Annotated in this window: 15 protein-coding genes; 11 read left to right on the top strand and 4 right to left on the bottom strand. The window is 67.4% G+C overall.

The features are described from left to right. Window positions 1–220: 220 nt before the first annotated feature. Entirely contained in the window at window positions 221–3,481 is a 3,261-nt protein-coding gene (locus ACQY9P_RS05185) for an autotransporter domain-containing protein (RefSeq protein WP_421736330.1), read from the bottom strand. Between the two features lie 243 nt (window positions 3,482–3,724). Between ACQY9P_RS05185 and ACQY9P_RS05180 the strand changes: the two genes are divergently transcribed. After that, window positions 3,725–5,086, top strand: coding sequence for a sensor histidine kinase (locus ACQY9P_RS05180; protein ID WP_421738252.1), 1,362 nt, complete (start codon window positions 3,725–3,727; stop codon window positions 5,084–5,086). A 12-nt stretch (window positions 5,087–5,098) separates the two neighbouring features. Here ACQY9P_RS05180 and ACQY9P_RS05175 read toward each other — a convergent pair whose 3' ends face one another. Beyond that, window positions 5,099–7,141: a TonB-dependent receptor plug domain-containing protein gene (locus tag ACQY9P_RS05175; RefSeq protein ID WP_421736331.1), complete on the bottom strand. Its 2,043-nt coding sequence runs from the start codon at window positions 7,139–7,141 to the stop codon at window positions 5,099–5,101. A 491-nt stretch (window positions 7,142–7,632) separates the two neighbouring features. Between ACQY9P_RS05175 and ACQY9P_RS05170 the strand changes: the two genes are divergently transcribed. Next, the gene (locus tag ACQY9P_RS05170) at window positions 7,633–8,838 is read left to right on the top strand and encodes a saccharopine dehydrogenase C-terminal domain-containing protein (RefSeq protein WP_421736332.1); all 1,206 of its coding nucleotides are present in this window, start codon (window positions 7,633–7,635) and stop codon (window positions 8,836–8,838) included. A gap of 18 nt (window positions 8,839–8,856) precedes the next feature. Continuing rightward, window positions 8,857–10,029, top strand: coding sequence for a carboxynorspermidine decarboxylase (locus ACQY9P_RS05165; protein WP_421736333.1), 1,173 nt, complete (start codon window positions 8,857–8,859; stop codon window positions 10,027–10,029). A gap of 16 nt (window positions 10,030–10,045) precedes the next feature. Here the strand turns inward: ACQY9P_RS05165 and ACQY9P_RS05160 are convergent, their stop codons facing one another. Continuing rightward, entirely contained in the window at window positions 10,046–11,830 is a 1,785-nt protein-coding gene (locus ACQY9P_RS05160; RefSeq protein ID WP_421736334.1) for an SLC13 family permease, read from the bottom strand. A 241-nt stretch (window positions 11,831–12,071) separates the two neighbouring features. On the opposite strand from ACQY9P_RS05160, the gene pstC reads away from it, so the two are divergent. Genes pstC through phoB form a run of 5 tightly spaced genes read left to right on the top strand, consistent with a single transcriptional unit; the run spans window position 12,072 to window position 17,104 of the window. Then, complete coding sequence (gene pstC, locus ACQY9P_RS05155) at window positions 12,072–13,514, top strand: phosphate ABC transporter permease subunit PstC (protein WP_421736335.1); 1,443 nt, start codon at window positions 12,072–12,074, stop codon at window positions 13,512–13,514. Then, window positions 13,507–14,799: a phosphate ABC transporter permease PstA gene (pstA, locus tag ACQY9P_RS05150; protein WP_421736336.1), complete on the top strand. Its 1,293-nt coding sequence runs from the start codon at window positions 13,507–13,509 to the stop codon at window positions 14,797–14,799. The genes pstC and pstA overlap by 8 nt, the downstream gene beginning before the upstream one ends. Before the next feature lie 50 nt (window positions 14,800–14,849). Beyond that, on the top strand, window positions 14,850–15,692 hold the full coding sequence (pstB, locus tag ACQY9P_RS05145) for a phosphate ABC transporter ATP-binding protein PstB (RefSeq protein WP_421736337.1): 843 nt from the start codon (window positions 14,850–14,852) through the stop codon (window positions 15,690–15,692). Between the two features lie 17 nt (window positions 15,693–15,709). After that, window positions 15,710–16,399 (top strand): phosphate signaling complex protein PhoU, encoded by a 690-nt coding sequence (gene phoU / locus ACQY9P_RS05140; protein ID WP_421736338.1) that lies wholly within the window; start codon window positions 15,710–15,712, stop codon window positions 16,397–16,399. Window positions 16,400–16,411: 12 nt separating this feature from the next. Then, on the top strand, window positions 16,412–17,104 hold the full coding sequence (gene phoB, locus ACQY9P_RS05135) for a phosphate regulon transcriptional regulator PhoB (RefSeq protein ID WP_421736339.1): 693 nt from the start codon (window positions 16,412–16,414) through the stop codon (window positions 17,102–17,104). Here phoB and ACQY9P_RS05130 read toward each other — a convergent pair. After that, complete coding sequence (locus tag ACQY9P_RS05130) at window positions 17,101–17,946, bottom strand: hypothetical protein (RefSeq protein WP_421736340.1); 846 nt, start codon at window positions 17,944–17,946, stop codon at window positions 17,101–17,103. The genes phoB and ACQY9P_RS05130 overlap by 4 nt on opposite strands. A 1,344-nt stretch (window positions 17,947–19,290) precedes the next feature. Between ACQY9P_RS05130 and purD the strand changes: the two genes are divergently transcribed. From purD to ACQY9P_RS05115, 3 genes are all read left to right on the top strand, one after another. Next, window positions 19,291–20,565, top strand: coding sequence for a phosphoribosylamine--glycine ligase (gene purD, locus ACQY9P_RS05125; RefSeq protein ID WP_421736341.1), 1,275 nt, complete (start codon window positions 19,291–19,293; stop codon window positions 20,563–20,565). A 182-nt stretch (window positions 20,566–20,747) separates the two neighbouring features. Then, window positions 20,748–21,830, top strand: coding sequence for a phosphotransferase family protein (locus tag ACQY9P_RS05120; RefSeq protein WP_421736342.1), 1,083 nt, complete (start codon window positions 20,748–20,750; stop codon window positions 21,828–21,830). Window positions 21,831–21,834: 4 nt separating this feature from the next. Then, window positions 21,835–23,124 carry an amidohydrolase family protein gene (locus ACQY9P_RS05115; protein WP_421736343.1) on the top strand — a complete coding sequence of 430 codons (1,290 nt, stop codon included), beginning with the start codon at window positions 21,835–21,837 and terminating at the stop codon, window positions 23,122–23,124. Window positions 23,125–23,155: the final 31 nt, after the last annotated feature.

The raw sequence follows: 23,155 nt of genomic DNA, 5'->3' as shown, positions 1-23,155 counted from the left end.
GGTGATAGGGAAGACGATTATTCCTAGTAGTTAAATGGAGATTAGGAAACGCGGCTTTGAGATTTTCTGGAGGCGTGACCTATCGTCGCGGTCGGTCCGCGAATCTCGTTTAAAACCAATGAGATGAAGGGTTTACAAGGTTTAAGTTCAATCCGTTGACGGATCGAAATGGCCCCAGGTCGGGCCCGGCGGGCGTCTGAGACGCCCGCCGGATCAGCCTTTAGAACATCGCTCGGCCGGCAAGGCGCAGGTTGTAGCGCTTCTGCTTCTTGGTGGCCTCGGCGCCGCCCTCGAGGGCCAGGTACGACATCGGCGTGCCGGCCTTCAGCGAGAAGCCCAGGGTCACGGCGCCCTGCTTGTCGTCCAGGGCCGCCAGGGTGAAGGGGCTGCCGCCGGTGAAGCGGGCGACGGTATCGCCCACTTGGCCCGCCAGGGTCTGGCGATAGCCGACCCGCACTTCCGGGCGCCACCACAGCTCCTTGCCGTAGTCGGCGCCGAACGCGATGCCGAACTCGCCCGACAGGTTGCTGGAGTTGCGGCGAGCGATCGATTGGGCGCTGCCCTTGCCCTCGGCCGCGCTGGCCTTTTCGCCATGAGCGCCCTCGCGCAGCATGACGTAGTCCACCCGGCCCTCGGGGCGGGCGAAGTAGCGACCAAACTTGGCCTCATAGGCCGCGCCGGCGAACAGGTTGGCCGTGGCGGCGTTCCAGCTGGAGCTGTACTTGCGGATCAGGTCCGCCACGCCGTCGCTGTTGGCGTCCGGCGCGATGAAGCGACGTTCGCCGTCGAACCAGCCATAGCCGGCGCCGCCGCCGGCGTTGAGGGTCCAGGCGCCGATCGACCGACGCCAGTAGGCGCCGCCCTGCACGAACGAGGCGGTGGTCTGCTCGCCGACCTGGGCGCGGGTGTCGTGTTCCTCGGCGTTCACATAGGCCAGGGTCAGGCCCAGCGCCCCGCCGGCGTCGCCCATGGCCTCATAGCCGGCCACGAAGCCGAAGGCCTGGTTGTCCGAGCCCTGGGTGGCGCCATCGTCGCGGCGGACCAGCGAGTTGATTTCCTGGATCCAGAGGCTGTCGGGGCCATAGCGCTCGCCCTTGTCGGGGCGGACGGCGGTAGCGGCCGAGATCATCTGGTTGGCCGACTGCAGCGAGGCGAACAGACCCTCGCCCTGGTTGGGCAGCATCTGGTCATACAGGTTCAGGAAGCCGTCCTTGCCGTTCTGGGCCAGGAAGGTGGTGGCGATTCCGCTGTCATTGCCCAGGGCCGCGAACACGGCGTCATAGGCGCCGGCTTCCGAACGGCTCATGCCGATCTCGGCGGCCGTGCGGCGACGCACGTCGATATAGACGTTGTTGGCGTCCGAGCGGCCCGAGGCGACGTACAGATAGGGCGAATCGGCCAGCAGGCCGCTGCCCAGCGCGCCGACCGTCAGCGTGCCGGCCGTGACGACGGTGTAGGTGGTCGGCTGCTTGACCAGGCCCGTCAGGCGGATGCCCAGTTCGGCCCCGCTGGCGATGTTGGCCGCGCCGGAAACCGCCAGCCGGGTGTTGGTCCCCGCCGTCGGATCGGCGGTGAACAGGATTTTGCCGGTCGAGCCGACATTGAGGCTGGTGGCGTTGATGGTCGCGGCGTTGGCGATGCCCAGGCTGCCCTTGCCGACGGTGATGGCCAGACGGCCGTCGCTGTCGGTCAGGTTGCCAAGGGCCAGCGCGCCGCCGTCGATGGTCAGGCGGTCGGCGCCCGCCCCGAACGACATTGCGCCGATCAGGCTGCCGCTCTGTACGCTCAGGCTGTCGTCGCCGGCGCCGAACAGCACGTCGCCAATGATCGCCGGCGCGGTGGGGGCGGTCGCGGCGCTGGTGGTGGTGGTGACGGTGTCGGTCGACGGAAACGTGCTGGTCGACGTGAAGGACGACGGCCCCGACTGGATCACGCTAACGCCGGAGGCGTTGGCGCGCAGGTCGATGGCTATGGCCGAGCCCTTTGCGGTGGCGGTCGCGGCGGCGCCCGTGTTCGTCGTGGTGGGCGCGGCCACCAGGGCGCGGATCGTGCCGGTGTTGGTGATCGTCTTCAGCGTGCCGGACTGGTCGAGAATGCCGACGGCGTCGCCGGTCTCGCCGGTCCTGAGGGCGGCGATAGTGTTGGTGTTGTTCAGCGCCGTTACGGCGGCGCCGGTTCCGATCACGATCGCCCGGGCGCTGGCGGTTACGCCGGACGCCGCATAGGAGCTGGAATTGGCGGCGACGGAGCCGCGATTGAGGATCGTGTTGGCCGAGGCGCCTGACCCCAGTTTCAGGCCGGTGGCGTCGGCCTCGCTGGCGGTCACGCTGATCTGGCCGTCGTTGCGAACGCCGCCGGCGAGGGTGGTGCTGAAGCCGCCCGCGCCGCCGCCGATTTGGACGCCGGTCGCGCTGACCTTGTCATAGACACCCGAGGCGGTGATCGAGCCCTTGGCCACCAGGCCGAAGGACAGGTCCGAGGCGCCGACAGCGCCCAGAGTGACGTTGCGGGTGTCGGAGCCGATCAGCAGGGCCGGCGCGGCGCCATAGCTGGTGATGCTTGAGGTGCCCGAAGTCGTCGAGGTGACGGTCGTGGTGGTGATATTGCCATCCGCGCCCACGGCGGTGGAGTTGCTGACGCCTTGCAGCAGGAGGCCGCCGCCGACGTCGCCGCCGACGCGGACGGCGGGGCCGCCTTGCAGCAGGTCGTCGGCGTCCAGCGCGTCCAGCGCGGCCTTGGTCCCGGCGCGCGAGGTGTAGCGATAGCCGGTCGATGTCACCGAGCCGTTCAGGGTCGCATTGCCGCTGATGTTGGAATCAAGCGCCGCGCCAACGGCGTTGGCGCCTTGGACGCTGATCCCTCCGCCGAGCGTGACCTTGCCCGTGACCGGGGCGTTCACGCGCACGCCGGCGGTGTTGTCGCCCAGGACGGTGATCGATCCGCTGTTGGTGAAGTTGCCGATCAGCTGGCTTTCCAGCGAGACGCCGGCCGAGTTGTTGCCCTCGATCGCGATCGCGCCGGTCGAGTCATTGATGATGTCGCCGGTAAAGGCGCCAGGGCCGGTCAGGCGGATGCCGAAGCGGTTGCTGCCCTTGGCGAAGGGACCGTCGAGGTCGCCGTCCGAGTCGGTGTCGGTCGGGGTGTAGTCCTCGGTCAGCGAGATCGAGTTGGAGTTGGTCAGCGATCCCGTCTTGCCGCCCAGAATCAGCACGCCGGTCGAATCATTGACCCCGACCGTGGCCAGGGTCCCCAGGTTGGTGACCTTGTTGTTGCTGTCGAGGCTGACCAGGGCTCCCGACGTGGTGGGTTTGATCGACCCGTCCGCCGTCACCTTGATGTCATCGGCCGCCGTTCCCGTCGCCGTGGAGGTGGCGATCGGGGTTGTACGGGCCGTCGAGACCGTGGTTTCAGCCGAAGCGCCGAACGCCAAAGCCAGGATAGGAGCGGCTGCGACTGTCGCGACCAGGACCTTGCGCTTCATTACGTACGTTACCTCGGAGAAGAACCCAGACCCTAACTTGCGTCACGTTGCGGCGAAATTGCGGTAGGCGACGCGACGGACACGCATTAGAGCGGCCAACCGTCTATCGCATGGCGTATCAGGGCGCCATATCTGGTTCGTCGAATCCCTTCCGGCGAGAATCAAGGCGCGGTGTCCATGTCGCCGGCGAAACAATCCTTCCTGACCGGCCCGCGCGTGGCGGCGCGATCGATCCTGCCTGTCATGGTGGGTCCGGCGACGATCCTGATCCTGGCCATGACCGGCGCGGCCCAGACGGGTCCGGCCGTGATGGCGGCGATCGCGGCGGGCGCGGGCGGGCTCTATCTGAACGCCCGTCGCCGCGCGGCCGAGGTCCCGGTCCATCCCGTCGATGACCTGGCGCCCACCACCCGCTCCGGCGCCGCCAAGCCTGGCGGCGCGCCGTTCGCCACCATCCTGGAGCGCCTGCCCGATCCGCTGATGGTGATCGCCGCCGAGGAGGCCGATGACCTGACCGGCCGCCGCTTCGTGTTCGCCAACGCCGCCGCCCGCGAGCTTTTCCGGATCCAGCGCGAGGGAACCCTGCTGGTCACCGCCGTGCGCAATCCCCAGGTGCTGGAGGCGGTGGACGAGGCCCTGTTCGGCGAGATCGAGCGGGCCGTCGAATATGAGACCGGCGGCACCCAGGGCCGGTCGTGGATCGCCTATGCCCGTCCGCTCAGCGAGGGCCCCGAGGGCACGCGCCTGGCGCTGCTGGTGATGCGCGACGAGACCGACGCCCGCCGCAGCGAGCGCACCCGCGCCGACTTCCTGGCCAACGCCAGCCACGAACTGCGCACGCCGCTGGCCTCGCTGTCGGGCTTCATCGAGACCCTGCGCGGCCACGCCAAGGACGACGCCGGGGCCCGCGACAAGTTCCTGGGCATCATGCTGGCCCAGGCCGAGCGGATGTCGCGGCTGATCGATGACCTGATGAGCCTGTCGCGCATCGAGCTGAACGAGCACATCGCCCCGCTGGGCCGGGTGGACCTGGCCATGGCCGCCATTGACGTCATCGACGCCCTGGCCCCCCAGGCCCGGGAAAAGGCCGTCAGCTTCGATCCCGTCCTGCCGCCGCGCGGCGCGGCGGTGGTCGAGGGCGATCGCGACCAGATCATCCAGGTGATCCAGAACCTGATCGACAACGCGATCAAATATACGCCGCGCGACGGGGTGGTGCGGATCGAGCTCTATCCCGGCCTGTCCGCCGACGCGGCCGCCGCGCCGCGTGACCCGACGGCGGCGCGGATGTCGCTGCTGACGCCCGACCACGCCGCCGGCGAGCGCTACGCCGCCCTGCGCGTCACCGACCGGGGGCCGGGCCTGGCCCGCGAGCACCTGCCGCGCCTGACCGAACGCTTCTATCGTGTCGAAGGCCAGAAAAGCGGCGACCGCTCCGGCACGGGCCTGGGCCTGGCCATCGTCAAGCACATCATGAACCGCCACCGCGGCGGCCTGACGGTGGAAAGCATCCAGGGCGAGGGGGCGATGTTCGGCGTCTACCTGCCGATGTGCAAGGCCGGGGCCGAGGTCGAGGCAGCCGTGGCGGCGCCGGCCGAGGCCTGACGCCGCGCCGCCCTAGAACGTCTGCCGCACCCGCAGCGACACGAAGGTGTTCGGGTCGATGGCGCGGTCCTCGATGAACGACACCGCCCGCGTCGTGCGATCGGCATAGACGATGCGCTGCTGGGTATAGTCGTCCCAGATATTCAGCTGGGCGCGGATCGCCAGGGTCGGGGTCGGCTTGTACTCGACGAAGGCCTCGTAATAGTTCGCGCCGCGCCAGGTGCTGGCCTGGTCGGGGCCGTAGGTGCCCTGGCCCAGCAGCGGCAGCCAGTTGACCCCCCACTGGGTCTTGTAGCGGACCAGATCCTGCTGGAAGCCGAGATTGGCCTGGGTGGGGCGCACGCGCGAGATCGGCCGGTCCCGGCCGGTGGTGGGATCGGTGACGTGGGTCTCGTTCCAGTCGTTCTTGAAGGTGAAGCGACCGCCGGGGATGCCCAGCTTCTCGACCGGCAGGACGATGTTCAGCGACAGCTTGTCCAGCGTGCCGTTGCCGATATTGCCCGTCGCCGACAGGCCGCCCGGCAGGGGCAGGCGGTCGATGACGCCGATGATCCTGTCGTGGCGATAGCCGATCGAGACGATGCCCTCGCCCAGGAACCGGCGCTCATAGGTCAGCTCGGCGATCCAGCGCTGCTCCGGCTCCAGATCGACATTGCCGCCATAGACATTGCTGTCCTCCAGCTCGGCCGAGGCGGCGAAGTCCTCGAAGTCCAGCTGGCCCAGTTCGCGCTCGAACCGGAAGCGAAGCTGGTTCTTCTCGATCGGCGTCCAGGTGGCCAGGAAGCGCGGCTTGGCGAAGAAGAAGCTCTTTTCCTGGTCGGCGTCGCCAGACTGCTTCAGCGTCGAGGTCTCCAGCCGCAGGCCGCCTTCCAGCGACAGCTTGGGGCTTGCCCGCCAGGTCACCTTGGAGAAGGCCTCGCCGCGCGTCTCCTCGACCTTGACCGAGGCCGAGGGCAGGGGAACGGCCACGCCGCCCACCGCGAAGGCCTGGTGAACGTCCAGCATGTTGTAGGCGACCTCGCCGCCGGCCTCGATCGTCAGGGCCGCCGAGCGCTCGTTGCGCACCAGGGCGCGGAAGATCGACTCCGACGACTTTCCGTCGGCGCTGAACCGCTGCTGGGGCTTGGCCGCGCCGGCCAGGGTCTCGTCGCCGGTGGAGACGTTGTCGAAATGCTCGAACTCGTGGATCACCCGGGTTTCCAGGGTCCATTTCGGCTTCAGCGGGCGCGTCCAGGTCAGGCCCAGTTCGCCGCTCTTGCTGTCTTCGGCGTAGTTGCTCTCACGCAGGGCGACGGGCGAGCGCTGCAGGCTCCATTCCTGCCAGTCGTTGATCCCGTAGCGGGCCGTGGCGTCCAGCTTGCCGCCGGCGAGGGGCCCGTTGTAGTTGCCCCGGATCCCGTTGCCGCCGCCCCAGCCGTCGTTCTGGTAGAATTCGTCGCGCGTCACCGCGCCCGCGCCGTCGCGGCGGATCGTGCGCCCCGGGCCGTTGGAGTCGCTCGTCCCCATGCCGTCCGACAGGGTGACGCCCCAGCTGTGGTCGCCGTTGCGGGCGGTGAACTGGTAGGAGCCGCCGTACACATCGTGGCCGCCGTCGAACAGCTGGGCGTTCCAGGTCAGCACTGACTGCCGGCTGTTGGTGGTCTTCAGGATCACGTTCACGATCACCGAATAGCCCTGCATGTCGACGCCCGCCGCGCCGCCGCGGATCAGCTCGACGCGCTCCACCTGGTTGGCCGGGGTGCGCGACAGGACGTTGGAGCCGGTGTCGTTCTTGGAGGCCGGGCGGGCGCCGTTGATCAGGATATTGCCGACCGCGCCCTCGAAGCCGCGCGCGCCCGAGCCGTCGTTGACCGAGAAGCCCGGCACGCGATTGACCATGTCCAGCGCTGTGTTGGGGCGCTGGGCGGCGAAGAAGTCGGGGGTGAAGACCAGAACGCCGCTCTGGCTGGCGTCCCGCGCCGCCGGGGCCTCGGCGGTTTGAGGCGCGTCGGCGGCGAAGGCCGAGCCGGCGGTCAACACAACAGCCGTGGTGGCCAGCAGAATGAGTCTGGTCATCGGTCCCCCCGAGAAACTTACGCTTCAGAGGTCTGCCGATCCGACGCCTTCATCTCAAGTTACAAGGCGGAAAGGTAGATTACATTGGCGATATATTACACGGAGTTCATGTTTCTATACGCGTGATTAATCTGTTGATAGCCTCGCGAGGACTGTTGTGATCGTCTGGATAATCTGTCGCGCGGGCGTTTTATGGCGATGATCTTCCCTCTGGGCGGCGCGAAGACGGATCGGGTCGCTCTGGCCCTGTCTTGACCGCCGCGCGGGCCGCGCCGACTCGGCGTCCGGTCCGCGAAAAGGGGATCAAGACCCGACACAGGGGAACGAAAGCCGCGTCTGAGGGTAAACTTTACCGTAAACCAACGTGATGGCGGATGTTTCTATCGTCATCAAAGGGTGGTTAGCGGAGTTACCATCCTCATGATAAGACCCCCGCCCCGTATATTGGCAGTCATGCCGCCCGAGGTTGTCAGGGTTCAGGAGAGGCACAGATGAGCAGGGTGCTGGTTATCGGCGCAGGTGGCGTCGGTTCGGTCGCCGTCCACAAGATGGCGATGAACGCCGATGTGTTCTCGCACATCACGCTGGCGAGTCGCACGAAGTCGAAGTGCGACGCCATCGCCGCGTCGGTGAAGTCGCGCACCGGCGTGACCATCGACACGGCCGCCTTGGACGCCGACGACGTCGCCGCGACCACGGCGCTGATCCAGGCGGTCAAGCCGGCCCTGGTGGTCAATCTGGCCCTGCCCTACCAGGACCTGAACATCATGGACGCCTGCCTGGCCGCCGGCGTGAACTACCTCGACACCGCCAACTACGAGACGCGCGAGGAAGCCAAGTTCGAATACAGCTGGCAGTGGGCCTATCAGGACCGCTTCCGCGACGCGGGCCTGATGGCGCTGCTGGGCAGCGGCTTCGACCCGGGCGTGACCTCGGTGTTCACCACCTACACCAAGAAGCACCTGCTGGACCGGATCGACACGCTCGACATCCTGGACTGTAACGGCGGCGACACGGGCCTGCCCTTCGCCACCAACTTCAATCCGGAAATCAACATCCGCGAAGTGACCGCGCCGTCGCGGCACTGGGAAAACGGCCAGTGGGTCGAGGGCCCGGCCCTGTCGCACAAGCAGGTGTTCGACTTCGACCAGGTCGGCGAGAAGAACATGTACCTCATGTATCATGAGGAGCTGGAATCGCTGGCCAAGTTCTATCCGGAGATCAAGCGCATCCGCTTCTGGATGACCTTCGGCGACTCGTATCTCAAGCATCTGGACGTGCTGCAGAACGTGGGCATGACCCGGATCGACCCGGTGATGTTCCAGGGCCGCGAGATCATTCCGATCGAGTTCCTGAAAGCCCTGCTGCCGGAGCCGGCCTCGCTGGGCCCGATCACCAAGGGCAAGACCAATATCGGCACGATCGCCACCGGCGAGAAGGACGGCAAGGCCCGCACGGTCTACGTCAACAACGTCTGCGATCACGAGGAAGCCTATGCCGAGACCGGCAACCAGGCGGTCAGCTACACCACCGGCGTCCCGGCCATGATCGGCGCGGCGCTGATGCTGACCGGCCAGTGGAAGGGCCAGGGCGTGTTCAACATGGAACAGCTGGATCCCGATCCGTTCATGGACATGCTGAACAAGCACGGCCTGCCCTGGAAGATCCAGGACCTGGCGGCGCCGCTCGACTTCTGACGACCCCGGGAAACCAGCATGGAAACCAAGGCCGCCGGTCCCGGCGCTTTCGCGCGCTTTGATCTGAACCGCGTCCCGTCGCCCTGTTTCGTGGTCGACGAGGCGGCGGTGCGGCGCAATCTGGCCACCCTTCGGGACGTCGGCCAGCGGGGCGGCGCCAAGGTGCTGCTGGCGCTGAAGGCGTTCTCGATGTGGTCGCTGGCCGATGTGGTCGGCGAGTACCTGGACGGCGTCTGCGCCTCGGGCCTGTGGGAGGCGCGGCTGGCCCGCGAGTTCTATCACGGCCACCTGACCACCTATTCGCCGGCCTACAAGCGCGAGGATCTGCCCGAGATCCTGCGGCTGTCCGACTCGGTGATCTTCAACGCGCCCGACCAGATCGCCCGCTTCGGCGACCTGATCGCGGCGGCGCGCGCCCAGGGCGAGGTCTTCGATATCGGCCTGCGCCTCAATCCCGAGCACAGCGAGGCCGAGGTCGCCAAGTACGACCCCTGCCAGCGCGGCTCGCGGCTGGGCTTCCCGGTGTCGCAGCTGCGGCCCGAGCACATGCGGGGCGTCGACGGCCTGCACGTCCATGCCCTGTGCGAGCAGGGCTTCGAGCCTCTGCAGCGGATCTGGGCGTCGCTGGAGCCCAAGCTGGAAGGTCTGCTGACCGGCGTGAAGTGGCTTAACCTCGGCGGCGGCCATCACATTACCCGCGCCGACTACCGGATCGACGATCTGGTCGTGCTGCTGGGCCAGATCGCCCAGCGCCATGGCGTCCAGGTGTATCTGGAGCCCGGCGAGGCCATCGCCCTGGACGCCGGCATCCTGGTGGGCGAGATCCTCGACACCTTCGACAACGGCCTGCCCGTCGCCATCACCGACATCTCGGCCACCTGTCACATGCCTGACGTGATCGAGGCGCCCTATCGTCCGGCGATGATGGGCGAGACCGAGGACGGCGTCGCCGTGCGGATCGGCGGGCCCTCGTGCCTGGCCGGCGACATCATCGGCGACTACGTCTTCGCCCAGCGGCCTACGCCGGGAACGCGCATCGCCTTCCTCGACCAGGCCCACTATTCGATGGTCAAGACCAACACCTTCAACGGCGTGCCCCTGCCGGCCATCGCCCTGTGGAACAGCGCCGACGACGCCCTGCGGCTGGTCAAGCGCTTCGACTACGCCGACTTCCGCGACCGGCTGAGCTGAACCGGCCGCCTGGGCCTCATCGACCGACGAACGGCCAGACCAGCGCGATCAGGCTGGGCGCGACCAGCAGGATCAGCACCGTCAGGGGCGCGCCCAGCCGGGCATAGTCGCTGAAGCGATAGCCGCCGGGCCCCAGGATGAGCGTGTTGCACTGGTGGCCGACGGGCGTCAGGAAATCGCACCCCGCGCCCACCGCCACCGCCATCAGGAAGGGATCGGGGCTCAGGCCCAGATGCTTGGCCAGGCCCAGGCCGATCGGGGCGACGATCAGCACCGTGGCGGCATTGTTGAGGAACGGCGTCGCGGCCATGGCCACGGCCATCATCGCCGTCAGGGTCAGCAGCGGCGGCATGCCGTGGAACGCGCCCGACAGCCAGCCGGCGATCAGGTCCGTGCCGCCGCTGGCCTGCACCGTGTCGCTGACGGGGATCAGGGCGGCCACCAGCACCAGCACGGGTGCATCCAGCGCCGCATAGGCCTCACGCATGCGCAGGGCGCCCGTCGCCACCACCAGCACGGCGGCGGCGAAGAAGCCGGCCGCCACCGGCAGCACGCCCGTCGCCACCAGCACCATGGCCACGATCAGGATCGCGGTCGGCAGCAGGGCGTGACGAAAGCCGCCCAGGCGAACCTCGCGCTCGGCCAGCGGCAGGCAGCCCAGGGCCTGTAGGGCGCCCGGCAGCAGCTGTTCTGCGCCCTGCAGCACCAGGATGTCTCCGGCCCGCATCCGCACGGTCGCCAGGCGGCCGGCCATGCGATAGCCGGCCCGGCTGACCCCCAGCAGGTTGACGCCGTAGGTCTCGTTCAGCGTCAGGCCCTTGGCGGTCTGGCCGATCAGGTCCGACTGGGCGCCGATGACGGCCTCGACGACCCTCACCTCGTCGGTGGGCTCTTCCATGACGATCGGTCGGTCGGCGTCGGTCAGCTTCAGCTTTGCCTTGACGATCAGCTCGTCCAGCGCCTCGTGCTGGCCCTCGAGCAGCAGCACGTCGCCGGGCAGGATCTTGCGGTTGGGGTGGGGCGAGGCCATCCGCTTGCGGCCGCGCAGCAGGGCCACCACCACAACCGCGTTCCCGGCCGATTTCTGCAGGTCGGCGACCCGCGACTGCTCGAAACTCCAGCCGTCGGGCACGGCCACCTCGGTGACATAGGCGTTGGCCGCCAGCGCCGCGTCCATGTCGATCGAGGCGGTGCGCGCCTTGGGCAGCAGGCGGTAGGCGAACGCCAGATAGATGACCGCCATCACCGCCAGGGTTCCGCCCACCGGCAGGAAGTCGAACATCTTGAACGGCTTGCCCAGCGCCTGCTGGCGCACTTCGGAGACGATGATGTTGGGCGAGGTCCCGACCAGCACCGCCAGCCCGCCGACCAGCGAGCCGAACGACATCGGCATCAGCAGCCTGCTGGGCGAGACATCGGTGTTGCGCGCGATCCGCAGGGCCGACGGCATCATCAGGGCCAGGGCCCCGACGTTCTTGGTGGCCATCGACAGGACGGTGGTCACGGTCGCCAGCACGGGAACCTGGGTGCGCTCGTCCTTCAGGTGCGGCAGCAGGGGAGCCATCAGCGTGTCGACCAGCCCCGAGCGCGCGATGGCGGCGCTCAGCACCAGGGCGCTGGCGATGATGATGACGATGTCGTTGGAAAAGCCGTCGAACGCGGCCTTGATGGGGATCAGCCCGAAGACGACGCCCACGGCCAGGGCGCCCAGGGCGATCAGGTCATAGCGCCACCGCCCCCAGATGAAGAGCACCACCGTGGCGCCGATCAAACCAAACGACAGTCCCTGCTGCAGCGTCATGCCTCGCCCTTTCGATCTCGGGCGTGAACGCTTTGCCCCCCGGGAAACACACAACGGCCACGGCTGCGTTTCCGTTCACCATTCCCTGTGGGCGGCTTCGACACGAGGGGCCGGGGGCTGTCGTTAAACTGTCACGTAACCGTCGCATAAGCACAGCGCCGGGCGGGCATAGCTCTACCGGGGCGGGACGGCGCGCTGTGCGACGTCTCCGCAACCCTTCGCGCAAGACCCCGCCGCACGCATGCTGACCTGGCTCTCGCTCATCTTCCTGGCGCTGTTTTCGAGCATCGCCTACACGCTCGGCCGCAATCGCGCCGTGAAGACCGCTGGCGGCGCCAAGCGCGTTCTCCATTCCCTTCCCGGCTACTACGGCAGCTACGCGGCGCTATGGGCCGGCGTGCCCGCCGCCATGCTGCTGCTGCTGGGCGCCATGTTCGGCGGTCGGGTCGAGGACGCCATGCTGCAGGCCCAGCGGCCCGCCATCGTCAGCGCCCAGGACCCCGACCGCCAGGCCGTCTTCTTCAGCGACGCCCAGGCCATCGCCCAGGGCGTCGCGCCCAGCGAAGTGGCCTATGAGGGCGAGCTGAAGGCCGCCCTCGACGTCAAGGTCGCCGAGGCCAAGCGCATCGACAACCTGATCCGCTATTCGGTTCTGGGTCTGGCCGCGGTGCTGGCCCTGGCGGGCTTCCTGCTGGCCTTCCCGCGCCTTTCGGCCGATTTCCGGGCCCGCAACCGGGTCGAGGGCTGGGTCGGCGGCCTGCTGCTGGCCTGCTCGATCGCCGCCGTCCTGACCACCCTGGGCATCGTCCTGTCGCTGGTCTGGGAAAGCTGGCGCTTCTTCCAGAGCATCTCGCCGATCTCGTTCCTGCTGGGCACCGAGTGGAGCCCGCAGATCGCCATGCGCGCCGACCAGGTGGCCGCCGAGGGCGCGTTCGGCGCGGTGCCGCTGTTTGCCGGCACCTTCCTGATCATGCTGATCGCCATGGCCGTGGCCGCCCCGGTGGGCCTCTACTCGGCCATCTATCTTTCGGAATACGCCAGCCGCCCGGTGCGCGCGACGATCAAGCCGCTGCTCGAGATCCTGGCCGGCGTGCCGACCGTGGTCTACGGCTTCTTCGCCGCCCTGACCGTCGGGCCGCTGTTCCGCGCCTTCTTCAACGGCCTGGGCGAGATGATGGTCGGCGGACCCTTCCCGGGCGTCGCCGAATATCTGATGCAGGTCCAGAACCAGATGGCCCTGGTGGCCGGGGTGGTGATGGGCATCATGCTGATCCCCTTCGTCTCGTCGCTGTCGGACGACATCATCAACTCGGTGCCGCAGAGCCTGCGCGACGGCAGCTACGCCATGGGCGCCACCAAGTCCGAGACGGTCAAGAAGGTGGTCCTGCCCGCCGCCCTGCCGGGCATCATGGCCGCCATGCTGCTGGCCGTGTCCCGCGCCGTGGGCGAGACCATGATCGTCACCATGGCCGCCGGCCTGCAGGCCAAGCTGACCGCCAACCCCCTCGACACGGTCACCACCGTAACCGTGCAGATCGTCACCCTGCTGACCGGGGACCAGGAGTTCGACAGCCCCAAGACCCTCTCGGCCTTCGGCCTGGGCCTGACGCTGTTCGTCGTGACCCTGGGCCTCAACATCATCGCCCTGCGCATCGTCCAGAAGTATCGGGAACAGTATGACTGACGTCACCGCCCCCGTCGGTTCCGCCGCGCCGATGTCCGCCATGGAAGCCCGCCTGAAGAAGCGTCACCGCGCCGAGGTCTGGTTCAAGGCCCAGGGCCTGGCCGCGATCACCATCGCCATGATCTTCCTGGTGGTGCTGGTCGGCCGGATCGTGGCCCAGGGCTACACCACCTTCGAGACCCACACCCTGAGCATCCCGGTCTATCTCAGCCCGGACCGCATCGACACGACCGACCTCGAGGGCGTCAACTACGACTACATCGTGGCCGAGGCGACGATGAAGAAGCTGGGCGTGCAGGACGATGACCTGGGCACCACCTCGGGCAAGGTCATGGACCTGATCAGCCGCGACTTCGGCTTCCAGCTGCTCAACCAGCTCAAGGCCGACAAGTCGCTGATCGGCAAGACCGTCACCGTCACCGGCCCGTTCAAGGCCGACGCCGACCTCTATTTCAAGGGCCAGATCAAGCGCTCGACCCCGCAGGAAGACCGCAAGCTGGACGACCAGCAACTGAACTGGCTGGACCAGCTGAAGAAGGACGGCTCGGTCAAGGCCGGCTTCAACTTCGCCTTCTTCACCAATTCGGACTCCACCGAGCCTGAACAGGCCGGCGTGCTGGGCGCCGTGGTCGGTTCGGCCATGATGCTGCTGATCACCGCGATGATCGCCGTGCCGGTGGGCGTGATGGCCGCCGTCTATCTGGAAGAGTTCGCTCCGAAGAACCGCTGGACCGACGTCATCGAGGTCAACATCAACAACCTGGCCGCCGTGCCGTCGATCGTCTACGGCCTGCTGGGCCTGGCCCTGTTCATCAACTGGCTGCATGTGCCGCGCTCCTCGCCGCTGGTCGGCGGTCTGGTGCTGGCCCTGATGGCCCTGCCCACGGTGATCATCGCCACCCGCTCGGCGCTGAAGGCCGTGCCGCCCTCGATCCGCGAAGCCGCCCTGGGCGTCGGCGCGTCCAAGACCCAGACGGTCTTTCACCACGTGCTGCCGCTGGCCATGCCCGGCGTGATGACCGGCGCCATCCTGTCGCTGGCCCACGCCCTGGGCGAGACCGCGCCGCTGCTGATGATCGGCATGGTCTCGTTCGTGCCCGGCGTTCCGGAAGGCTTCACCGGCGCCGCCACCGTGCTGCCCGTGCAGGTGTTCATCTGGGAGAACGCTTCCGAGCGCGCCTTCCATGAACGCACCGCCGCGGCCATCATCGTCCTCCTGGTCTTCATGATCGTCATGAACGCCGCGGCCGTCATCCTGCGCCGCCGCTTCGAGCGCCGCTGGTAGACCTCATGATTTTGAACCCTTCCGCCCTTCCCCTCGTCCAGGGACACGCCATGACCACCGCCAGCCCCGACGACTCGGTCGCCTCGTCCTCGATCAAGACGGCCGCGCCGAAGATCTATCCTCCGGCCTCGACCCACGAGATCAAGATCCGCGCCAAGGACGTCAACGTGTTCTACGGCGACAAGCAGGCCTTGTTCGACGTCAACATCGACATCCCGGCCAAGTCGGTCACCGCCTTCATCGGCCCGTCGGGCTGCGGCAAGTCGACCTTCCTGCGCTGCATCAACCGGATGAACGACACCATCCCGTCGGCCAAGGTGACCGGTTCGATCGAGATCGACGGCAGCGACGTCAACGCCAAGTCGGTGGACCCCGTCGTCCTGCGCTCGCGCGTCGGCATGGTGTTCCAGAAGCCCAACCCGTTCCCCAAGACGATCTTCGAGAACGTCGCCTACGGCCCGCGCATCCACGGCCTGGCCACCGGCAAGGCCGAGCTGGAAGCCATCGTCGAGAGCAGCCTCAAGAAGGCCGGCCTTTGGAACGAGGTCGCCGACCGCCTGCACCAGCCCGGCACCGGCCTGTCCGGCGGCCAGCAGCAGCGCCTGGTCATCGCCCGCGCCATCGCCGTCAGCCCCCAGGTCATCCTGATGGACGAGCCCTGCTCGGCCCTGGACCCGATCGCCACCGCGCGCATCGAGGAACTGATCGACGAGCTGCGCAGCCAGTTCTGCATCGTCATCGTCACCCACTCGATGGCCCAGGCCGCCCGCGTGTCGCAGAAGACCGCCTTCTTCCACCTGGGCAAGCTGGTCGAGAGCGGCACCACCGAGGACATGTTCACCAATCCTCGCGACACCCGCACCCAGGACTACATCACCGGCCGCTTCGGCTAACCGGTAGGACCCAGGCCATGACCGAACATACCGTCAAATCCTACGGCGAAGAGCTGAACCACCTCACGGCCGAGGTCACCCGCATGGGCGGCCTGGCCGAGGCCCAGATCGCCGACGCCGTCGAGTGCATCGCCCGCCGCGACGCGCCGCTGGCCCAGCAGGTCGTCGCCCGCGACGAACGGCTGGACGCCCTGCAGGGCGAGATCGAGCGCAAGGCCTTTAAGCTGATCGCCCTGCGCCAGCCGATGGCCGTGGACCTGCGCCACGCCGTCGCCGCGCTGAAGATCTCGATGAGCCTGGAACGCTGCGGCGACATGGCCAAGAACATCGGCAAGCGCGCCCTGATCCTGACCGACGCCGAGCCCATGACCGCCCTGACCCGCTCGATCGAGCGCATGGGCAAGCTGGTGCAGGGCCGTCTGAAGGACGTGCTGGACGCCTACAGCGCCTCGGACCTGGAACGCGCCATCGGCGTGTGGAGCCGCGATGAAGAGGTCGACGAGCACTACAACGCCATCTTCCGCGAACTGCTGACCTACATGATGGGCGATCCGCGCACGATCAACGCCTGCGCCCACCTGCTGTTCGTGGCCAAGAACCTGGAACGCATCGGCGACCACGCCACCAACATCGCCGAGATCATTCACTTCGAGATCACGGGCGAGGAGATCGTCTCCAAGCGTCCCAAGCTCGACACGCCGCGCTAAGGAACCCAGGCTTTGACTCCGTATGTTCTTGTGGTCGAGGACGAGGACGCCCTGGCCACCCTGCTGCACTACAACCTCGATAAAGAGGGCTACCAGATCGGCGTCGCCGGCGACGGCGAGGAAGCCCTCACCATGGCCAGCGAACGCGCGCCGGACCTGGTGATCCTGGACTGGATGCTGCCCAAGGTCTCGGGCATCGAGGTCTGCCGCCGCCTGCGCGGCCGGGCCGAGACCCGCAACGTGCCGATCATCATGCTGACCGCGCGGGGCGAAGAGAGCGACCGCATCCGGGGCCTCGACACCGGCGCCGACGACTATGTGGTCAAGCCGTTCTCGATGGTGGAACTGACCGCCCGCGTCCGCGCGGTGCTGCGCCGCATCCGCCCGGGCCTGGCCGACGACCGCATCACGGTCGGCGACATCATCATCGACCGCGTCGCCCACCGGGTGAAGCGCCAGGGCAAGGAAATCCACCTGGGCCCCACCGAGTTCCGCCTGCTCGACTATCTGATGCAGCACCCCGGCCGGGTGTTCAGCCGCGAACAGCTGCTGGACGCGGTGTGGGGATCGGACGTCTATGTCGAAGCGCGGACCGTGGACGTGCACATCGGCCGCCTGCGCAAGGCGCTGAACGGCTCGGCGGACGGTGATCCGATCCGGACGGTGCGCTCGGCGGGGTATTCGCTGGATGTTGAGGCGGCTTAGGGGGTAGCGGTAGGGCCGCCGTCCGGTCGAACCCGCCGCATCAACCGCCACCTGACTAAGTTCTTAGACCCGCAGCTACGGCAATTGAACGAGGCCGTCTGGTCGTACTTCATTGAGTAAAAGGTCCGCACCGGCCATGAATTCACCTCGTTGCATTTCTCACATTTGACCTCGGTCAATTCGGACTCGAAAGTGAATTCATCGTTATCTTTGGTAATGCGGTAGCTCGCTTTGCAATTCGGATTTATACAGAAGGTTGAGTGGCCCTCCTTTAGCAGACCAGCCCGGCGCTTATTCTTCTCACCGCATGAACATGTGAATGACACCTCTGGGCCAAAGCCGGAAAAGGTCATTGTCGTTTGAGAGAGGCGCTCCAGTTCCGTCAGCACCTCCTCCACTTTGGTGCGAATAGCGCAGGCGTCTCCGTAGTCGGGTATGTGATCACCGCGCTTCTTCGGAAGCTTCACATGCAGCGCCAGCCCAGAGAGTGCGTTCCACAGCTCGCCGACCAATTTCGGATTAAAGCCAACCTCTGTCCCTACCGTCACGTACTCCTCGTCGGCTGGGTTTCCTCCAGGGATAGCTGGACCTTTGGAAACCGAGAACGTCCGAGTCACTGCGGCGTGCTCATCCACCTCGGCGATTAGAGTGTTGATCACGGCGGCAGGCTGCCACTTCCTTAGCTGCGCGGACGAAATGTAGTCGTGGTGCTGCTGGAGTCGGTCGTAGCACACCCTTTCAAGTGCCAATCGTGCCTCAAGCGCGGCGTATGTGGCGCTCTGCTCCGTATCTTCCGCCAAGAGCGCGCGGATCCGTTTAAGAGTCGGCTCAAGATCTATCATCGTCACTTCCGGGCACCGCTTGGAATCTACGATTATCATCGCTGAATGGGCTTGCGCGCACGCCGTGGTTTTCCAGCGAGCGACCCTGGCGTCGACACCTCACATGAACATCGGAAGTCTCCGATTTGGATAGCGAGCCGACGCCCCGCGTCCGGCTCGTCCTTACATCTCTTAGAGGCTGCAGCGTGCCGGTCTGTCCAGGTTGGTCAAGGACTGGCCTGCGGCCAGCCGCTCCGCGGCGACGCGGAGCGTCGTCCTTGAGCAACCTGGACAGACCGGCGATCGTCTCGCCGTGAGATGTAAGGATGGCTCCATCCGGCGCGGAGGGTTGTTCCCCTCGGGCCTGGCCGATAGCGTCCGGCCATGGCGCTAAATGACTACCAAGGTGACCCGGTTCTCGGTGGCTGGTGGCTCTATGACGGAGCAGTCCAACAACGTGTCGTGATCGTCGCGTATGACCATGACCCTGCTCACGCCCAATGGCTCGACGATTGCCTCTATGAGGGGCCGGAGGTTCACGGCGACTCCTACGATCCGGTCCCTTTGGGAGCGGATGGACGTCTCTATTCGGTCAGCGGGGCGAAGTGTCCGTACTATCCCACGCTTGAGCAGGCCAAGGCATGGGCCGAGAAGCAACCTTGGGCCCCAATCACGTGGGATATTTGATCATTGCTTGACCCTGCCGCCACTCGTCTCGCCGTGAGATGTAACGACGGCTCCCTCCGGCGCGGAGGCGGCGCGCACGGAACCCCTCTCTCAAAGAGAGAGGGGTTCCGTGCGGCGGCCGGCCTCTATCCCCGTGCCCGCACGAGGATAGCCCCACCCCGATCCCAGCAAATTCAACGCCCTCCGCCCCCCATCCAGCGTCACGATCCAAAATCGACGCAACACCCCCAAAAACGCCCGCATACTTCTCCTCGCTTCATCGCAAGGGGAGGGCGTCCAGCTGGCGACCTGACGGGCGGTGGGGGCGGTTGTACGGGTTCAAGAGGACAGGGGACGTAAACCTGTCCATCGGAGGAAGGCCAAAGCCTCCGCCCGTCCGAAGGTACGTTCCGGGTCCTCCGGAATCGGCGAGGCTGCAGCCCAAGGCTGGGTCCGTCGCGAGGAGGGCAGCCCGGATGTGGTGCAAAGGGTTGAACGAGACCCGCGCGTGCCGGCCAGAGGGAAAACAACCGTGCGGAGCGCTCCGGCCACGGCCGAAACGGTACTCCAACTACCCTCATCCGGGCCTGGCCCGGACGCTCCGCCGCCTCCCCACTCGCCGGTGAAAACCGGCGAGGACGCGAACCCGCGCCCTGGGCGCCTTGACCCGGCCCCCCGCGCGCGCCACACCCCGGCCTCATGGAAAAGCTGAACATCCTCCTCGTCGGGTCCGGCGGGCGCGAGCACGCCCTGGCCTGGAAGATCGCCCAGTCGCCGCTTTGCGGACGGCTGGTCGCCGCGCCCGGCAACCCGGGCATCGGGGCCGTCGCCGAACTGCGCGCCGTCAAGGTGCTGGACGTCGAGGGGCTGGTCGCCCTGGCCCAGGAGATCGCCGCCGATCTGGTGGTGGTCGGCCCGGAATCGGCGCTGGAGGTCGGCCTCGCCGACCGGCTCGCCGAAGTCGGCATTCCCTGTTTCGGCGGCAGCCAGCGCGCCGCGCGGCTGGAGACCAGCAAGGCCTTCACCAAGGACTTCTGCGCCCGTCACGACCTGCCGACGGCGGCCTATGGCGTGTTCACCGACGCGCCCTCTGCCGGGGCCTTCCTCGACACCCTGCAGGCGCCGTTCGTGATCAAGGCCGACGGCCTGGCCGCCGGCAAGGGCGTGGTCATCGCCGAGGACCGGGCCCAGGCCGACGCCGCCGTGCTCGACATGCTGGGCGGGCGGTTCGGAACCGCCGGCGCGCGGGTGGTGATCGAGGAGTTCATGCACGGCGAGGAAGCCTCGCTGTTCGCGATCTGCGACGGCAAGACCGCCGTGCTGTTCGGCGCCGCCCAGGACCACAAGCGGGCCTATGACGGGGATACGGGTCCCAATACCGGCGGCATGGGCACCTATTCGCCGCCGCCCGTCCTGACCGACGCCCTGGTGCGCCAGGCCTGGAACGAGCTCATCCTGCCCACCGTCAAGGGCATGGCCGCCGAGGGCAATCCCTATGTGGGCGTGCTGTATGCCGGCCTGATGCTGACACCCGAGGGGCCCAAGCTGGTGGAATACAACGCCCGCTTCGGCGATCCCGAATGCCAGACCCTGATGCTGCGCCTGCAAAGCGACCTGGTGCCGCTGCTGCTGGCCGCCGCCAAGGGCGAGCTGGCGAGCGCGGCCAAGCCGGTGTGGCGCGACGAGGCGGCGATCTGCGTGGTGCTGGCCGCCGAGGGCTATCCCGACGCGCCGGTGACCGGCGGCCGGATCCAGGGCGCCGACGCCGATTTCGGCGATCAGGTCGTGGTCTTCCACGCCGGCACGTCCCGCGAGTTCGAAGGGCGGCTGGTGGCCTCGGGCGGCCGGGTGCTGAACGTCTGCGCCCTGGGCGAGACCCTGCGCGAGGCCCGCGACGCGGCCTATGCGGCGCTGGAGAAGATCAGCCTGTCTGGCGGTTTCTATCGCCGCGATATCGGCTGGCGGGCGCTTTAAAGTCCTCCCCCCAGCGGGGGAGGTGTCGCCGCAGGCGACGGAGGGGGAAGTTCTGCTGACTCGGCGCGGTCTTCCCCCACCGGCCTGACGGCCGCCTCCCCCTTCAGGGGGAGGATCGATGCTTGCGCCCCGCGCGCCACCCTCTAAACTCCCGTTCAAACAAGTGTTGGGGAGATAAGCGCATGGCGCAGGCCGCTGAACAGTCCGCTCAGGACCTGAATTCGGGCACCAAGCCGGTCGATCCGCGCCATGCGATCGACGAGGCCAAGCTGGCGACGTGGCTCGAGGCCCATGTCGAGGGCTATCAGGGCCCGCTGGAGGTGCGCCAGTTCAAGGGCGGCCAGTCCAACCCGACCTATCAGCTGGTCACGCCGGGCAAGCGCTATGTCCTGCGCCGCAAGCCGCCCGGCAAGCTGCTGCCCAGCGCCCACGCCGTCGACCGCGAGTTCAAGGTGATCTCGGGCCTGGGCAAGGCCCACTTCCCCGTCGCCAAGGCCTATGCCCTGTGCATGGACGAGGACGTGATCGGCACGATCTTCTACGTGATGGACAATGTCGAAGGCCGCATCCTGTGGGACGGCACGCTGCCCGACTATCAGCCGGCCGAGCGCCGGGCGATCTACGAGGCCCAGATCGACACCCTGGCCGCGCTGCATAATGTGGACTACGCCGCCGTCGGCCTGGCCGACTATGGCAAGCCGGGCAACTACTTCTCGCGCCAGATCGACCGCTGGACCAAGCAGTACAAGGCTTCGGAGACCTCCAACCTGGAGGACATGAACAAGCTGATGGAATGGCTGCCGGGTTCGGCCCCCGAGGATGACCGCACCTCGATCGTCCATGGCGACTACCGCCTCGACAACATGATCCTGCACGCCACCGAGCCGAAGGTGGTGGCGGTGCTGGACTGGGAGCTGTCGACCCTGGGCAATCCGCTGGCCGACTTCAGCTATTTCCTGATGAACTGGGTGATGCCGTCCGACCAGCGCGGCGGGCTGTCGGAGATCACCGACCTGGAGACCTATGGCATTCCCACGATCGAGCAGGCCGTGGCCCGCTACTGCAAGGCCACCGGCCGCGACGGCCTGCCCAATCTGGACTGGTATTTCAGCTACAACCTCTTCAGGCTGGCCGGCATCTGCCAGGGCATCGTCGGCCGCGTTCGTGACGGCACCGCCGCCAGCGCCCATGCGCAGCTGATGGAGGCGCGCGTGCCGGTTCTGGCCCGGGGGGCCTGGACCTTCGCGCAGAAGGCGGGGGCCTGAGAGCTTGATGCATAAACTGGCGACGGGCGTCTGCGCCCTTCTGGCGACGACGTCGCTGGCGGTGTCGGCTCACGCCGAGACCCTGTTCGTCCAGGCCGGACGGCTGCTGGCCGACCCGGCCACCGGCAAGGTCGAGACCGCCCGGACCGTGGTCATCGAGAACGGCAAGGTGGCGCGCATCGCCGACGGCTATGTCTCCGAGCCCGGCGGCAAGGTCGTCGACCTCAAGGACAGCTTCGTGCTGCCCGGCCTGATCGACAGCCATGTGCACCTGACCGGTCAGCAGGGGCCGACCTCGCGGCTGGACGAGGTGACCCAGTCGTCGGCCGACCAGGCGATGGTCGGGGCCGGCTTCGCCCGCAAGACCCTGATGGCCGGCTTCACCACCGTGGCCGACCTGGGCGCCGAGAACCACGCGATCTTCGCCCTGCGCGACGGGATCAAGCGCGGCGACGTGATCGGTCCGCGCATCATCGCCGCCGGCTCGGCCGTCTCGGTCCATGGCGGCCATGGCGACGTCAACGGCTACAGCGAGGAGGTCATGCACGTGCTGCGGCCGACCTCGGTGTGCTCGGGAGCCGATGACTGCCGCCGGGCGGTGCGCGAACAGGTCTGGCTGGGCGCCGACATCATCAAGATCACCGCCACCGGCGGGGTGCTGTCCAACACCGCCGCGGGCCTGGCCCAGCAGTTCTCGGACGCCGAGCTGGCCGCCATCGTCGAGACCGCCCACCGCATGGGCCGCAAGGTCACTGCCCACGCCCACGGCGTCGACGGCATCAACAGCTTCCTGAAGGCCGGCGGCGACTCGATCGAGCACGGCACCTATCTGGACGCCGACAGCATCGCGGCCTTCAAGAAGAACGGCGCCTATCTGGTGCCCACCCTGATGGCCGGCGACTTCGTCTACCGGATCGCCACGGGCCCCAACAACTTCCTGACCCCCGCCCAGACCGCCAAGGCCCTGGACGCCGGCCCCAAGATGCTGGCCATGGCTCGCCGCGCCCATGATGGCGGCGTGAAGATCGCCTTCGGCACCGACACCGGCGTCAGCGCCCACGGCGACAACGCCGGCGAGTTCGCCCTGCTGGTCAAGGCCGGCCTGACTCCGCTGGAAGCCATCCAGACCGCCACCGTCAACGCCGCCGACCACTTCAGCCTCTCGGCCGAGATCGGCTCACTGGCGCCGGGCAAGGCGGGCGACCTGATCGCGGTGAAGGGTGATCCGCTGAGCGACGTGACGGTGCTGCAGCACGTGACGGCGGTGGTGAAGGGCGGCGTGGTGGCGAAGTAAAGGTCCTCCCCCTAGCGGGGGAGGTGTCGGC

Origin of the sequence: Caulobacter sp., from assembly GCF_965279145.1 — a bacterium.
Classification (GTDB): Bacteria; Pseudomonadota; Alphaproteobacteria; order Caulobacterales; family Caulobacteraceae; genus Caulobacter.
Note: the sequence above shows the minus strand (reverse complement) of the source record. Positions and strands in the feature narration are given on the sequence as shown.

Excerpts from the sequence above, each read along its gene's own strand:
- ACQY9P_RS05175 (WP_421736331.1), bottom strand. The coding sequence starts at position 7,141 with ATGACCAGACTCATTCTGCTGGCCACCACGGCTGTTGTGTTGACCGCC.
- pstC (WP_421736335.1), top strand. The coding sequence starts at position 12,072 with ATGCTGACCTGGCTCTCGCTCATCTTCCTGGCGCTGTTTTCGAGCATC.
- pstB (WP_421736337.1), top strand. The coding sequence starts at position 14,850 with ATGACCACCGCCAGCCCCGACGACTCGGTCGCCTCGTCCTCGATCAAG.
- pstA (WP_421736336.1), top strand. The coding sequence starts at position 13,507 with ATGACTGACGTCACCGCCCCCGTCGGTTCCGCCGCGCCGATGTCCGCC.
- ACQY9P_RS05185 (WP_421736330.1), bottom strand. The coding sequence starts at position 3,481 with ATGAAGCGCAAGGTCCTGGTCGCGACAGTCGCAGCCGCTCCTATCCTG.
- ACQY9P_RS05160 (WP_421736334.1), bottom strand. The coding sequence starts at position 11,830 with ATGACGCTGCAGCAGGGACTGTCGTTTGGTTTGATCGGCGCCACGGTG.
- ACQY9P_RS05165 (WP_421736333.1), top strand. The coding sequence starts at position 8,857 with ATGGAAACCAAGGCCGCCGGTCCCGGCGCTTTCGCGCGCTTTGATCTG.
- ACQY9P_RS05120 (WP_421736342.1), top strand. The coding sequence starts at position 20,748 with ATGGCGCAGGCCGCTGAACAGTCCGCTCAGGACCTGAATTCGGGCACC.
- purD (WP_421736341.1), top strand. The coding sequence starts at position 19,291 with ATGGAAAAGCTGAACATCCTCCTCGTCGGGTCCGGCGGGCGCGAGCAC.
- ACQY9P_RS05130 (WP_421736340.1), bottom strand. The coding sequence starts at position 17,946 with ATGATAGATCTTGAGCCGACTCTTAAACGGATCCGCGCGCTCTTGGCG.
- ACQY9P_RS05170 (WP_421736332.1), top strand. The coding sequence starts at position 7,633 with ATGAGCAGGGTGCTGGTTATCGGCGCAGGTGGCGTCGGTTCGGTCGCC.
- ACQY9P_RS05180 (WP_421738252.1), top strand. The coding sequence starts at position 3,725 with ATGGTGGGTCCGGCGACGATCCTGATCCTGGCCATGACCGGCGCGGCC.
- phoU (WP_421736338.1), top strand. The coding sequence starts at position 15,710 with ATGACCGAACATACCGTCAAATCCTACGGCGAAGAGCTGAACCACCTC.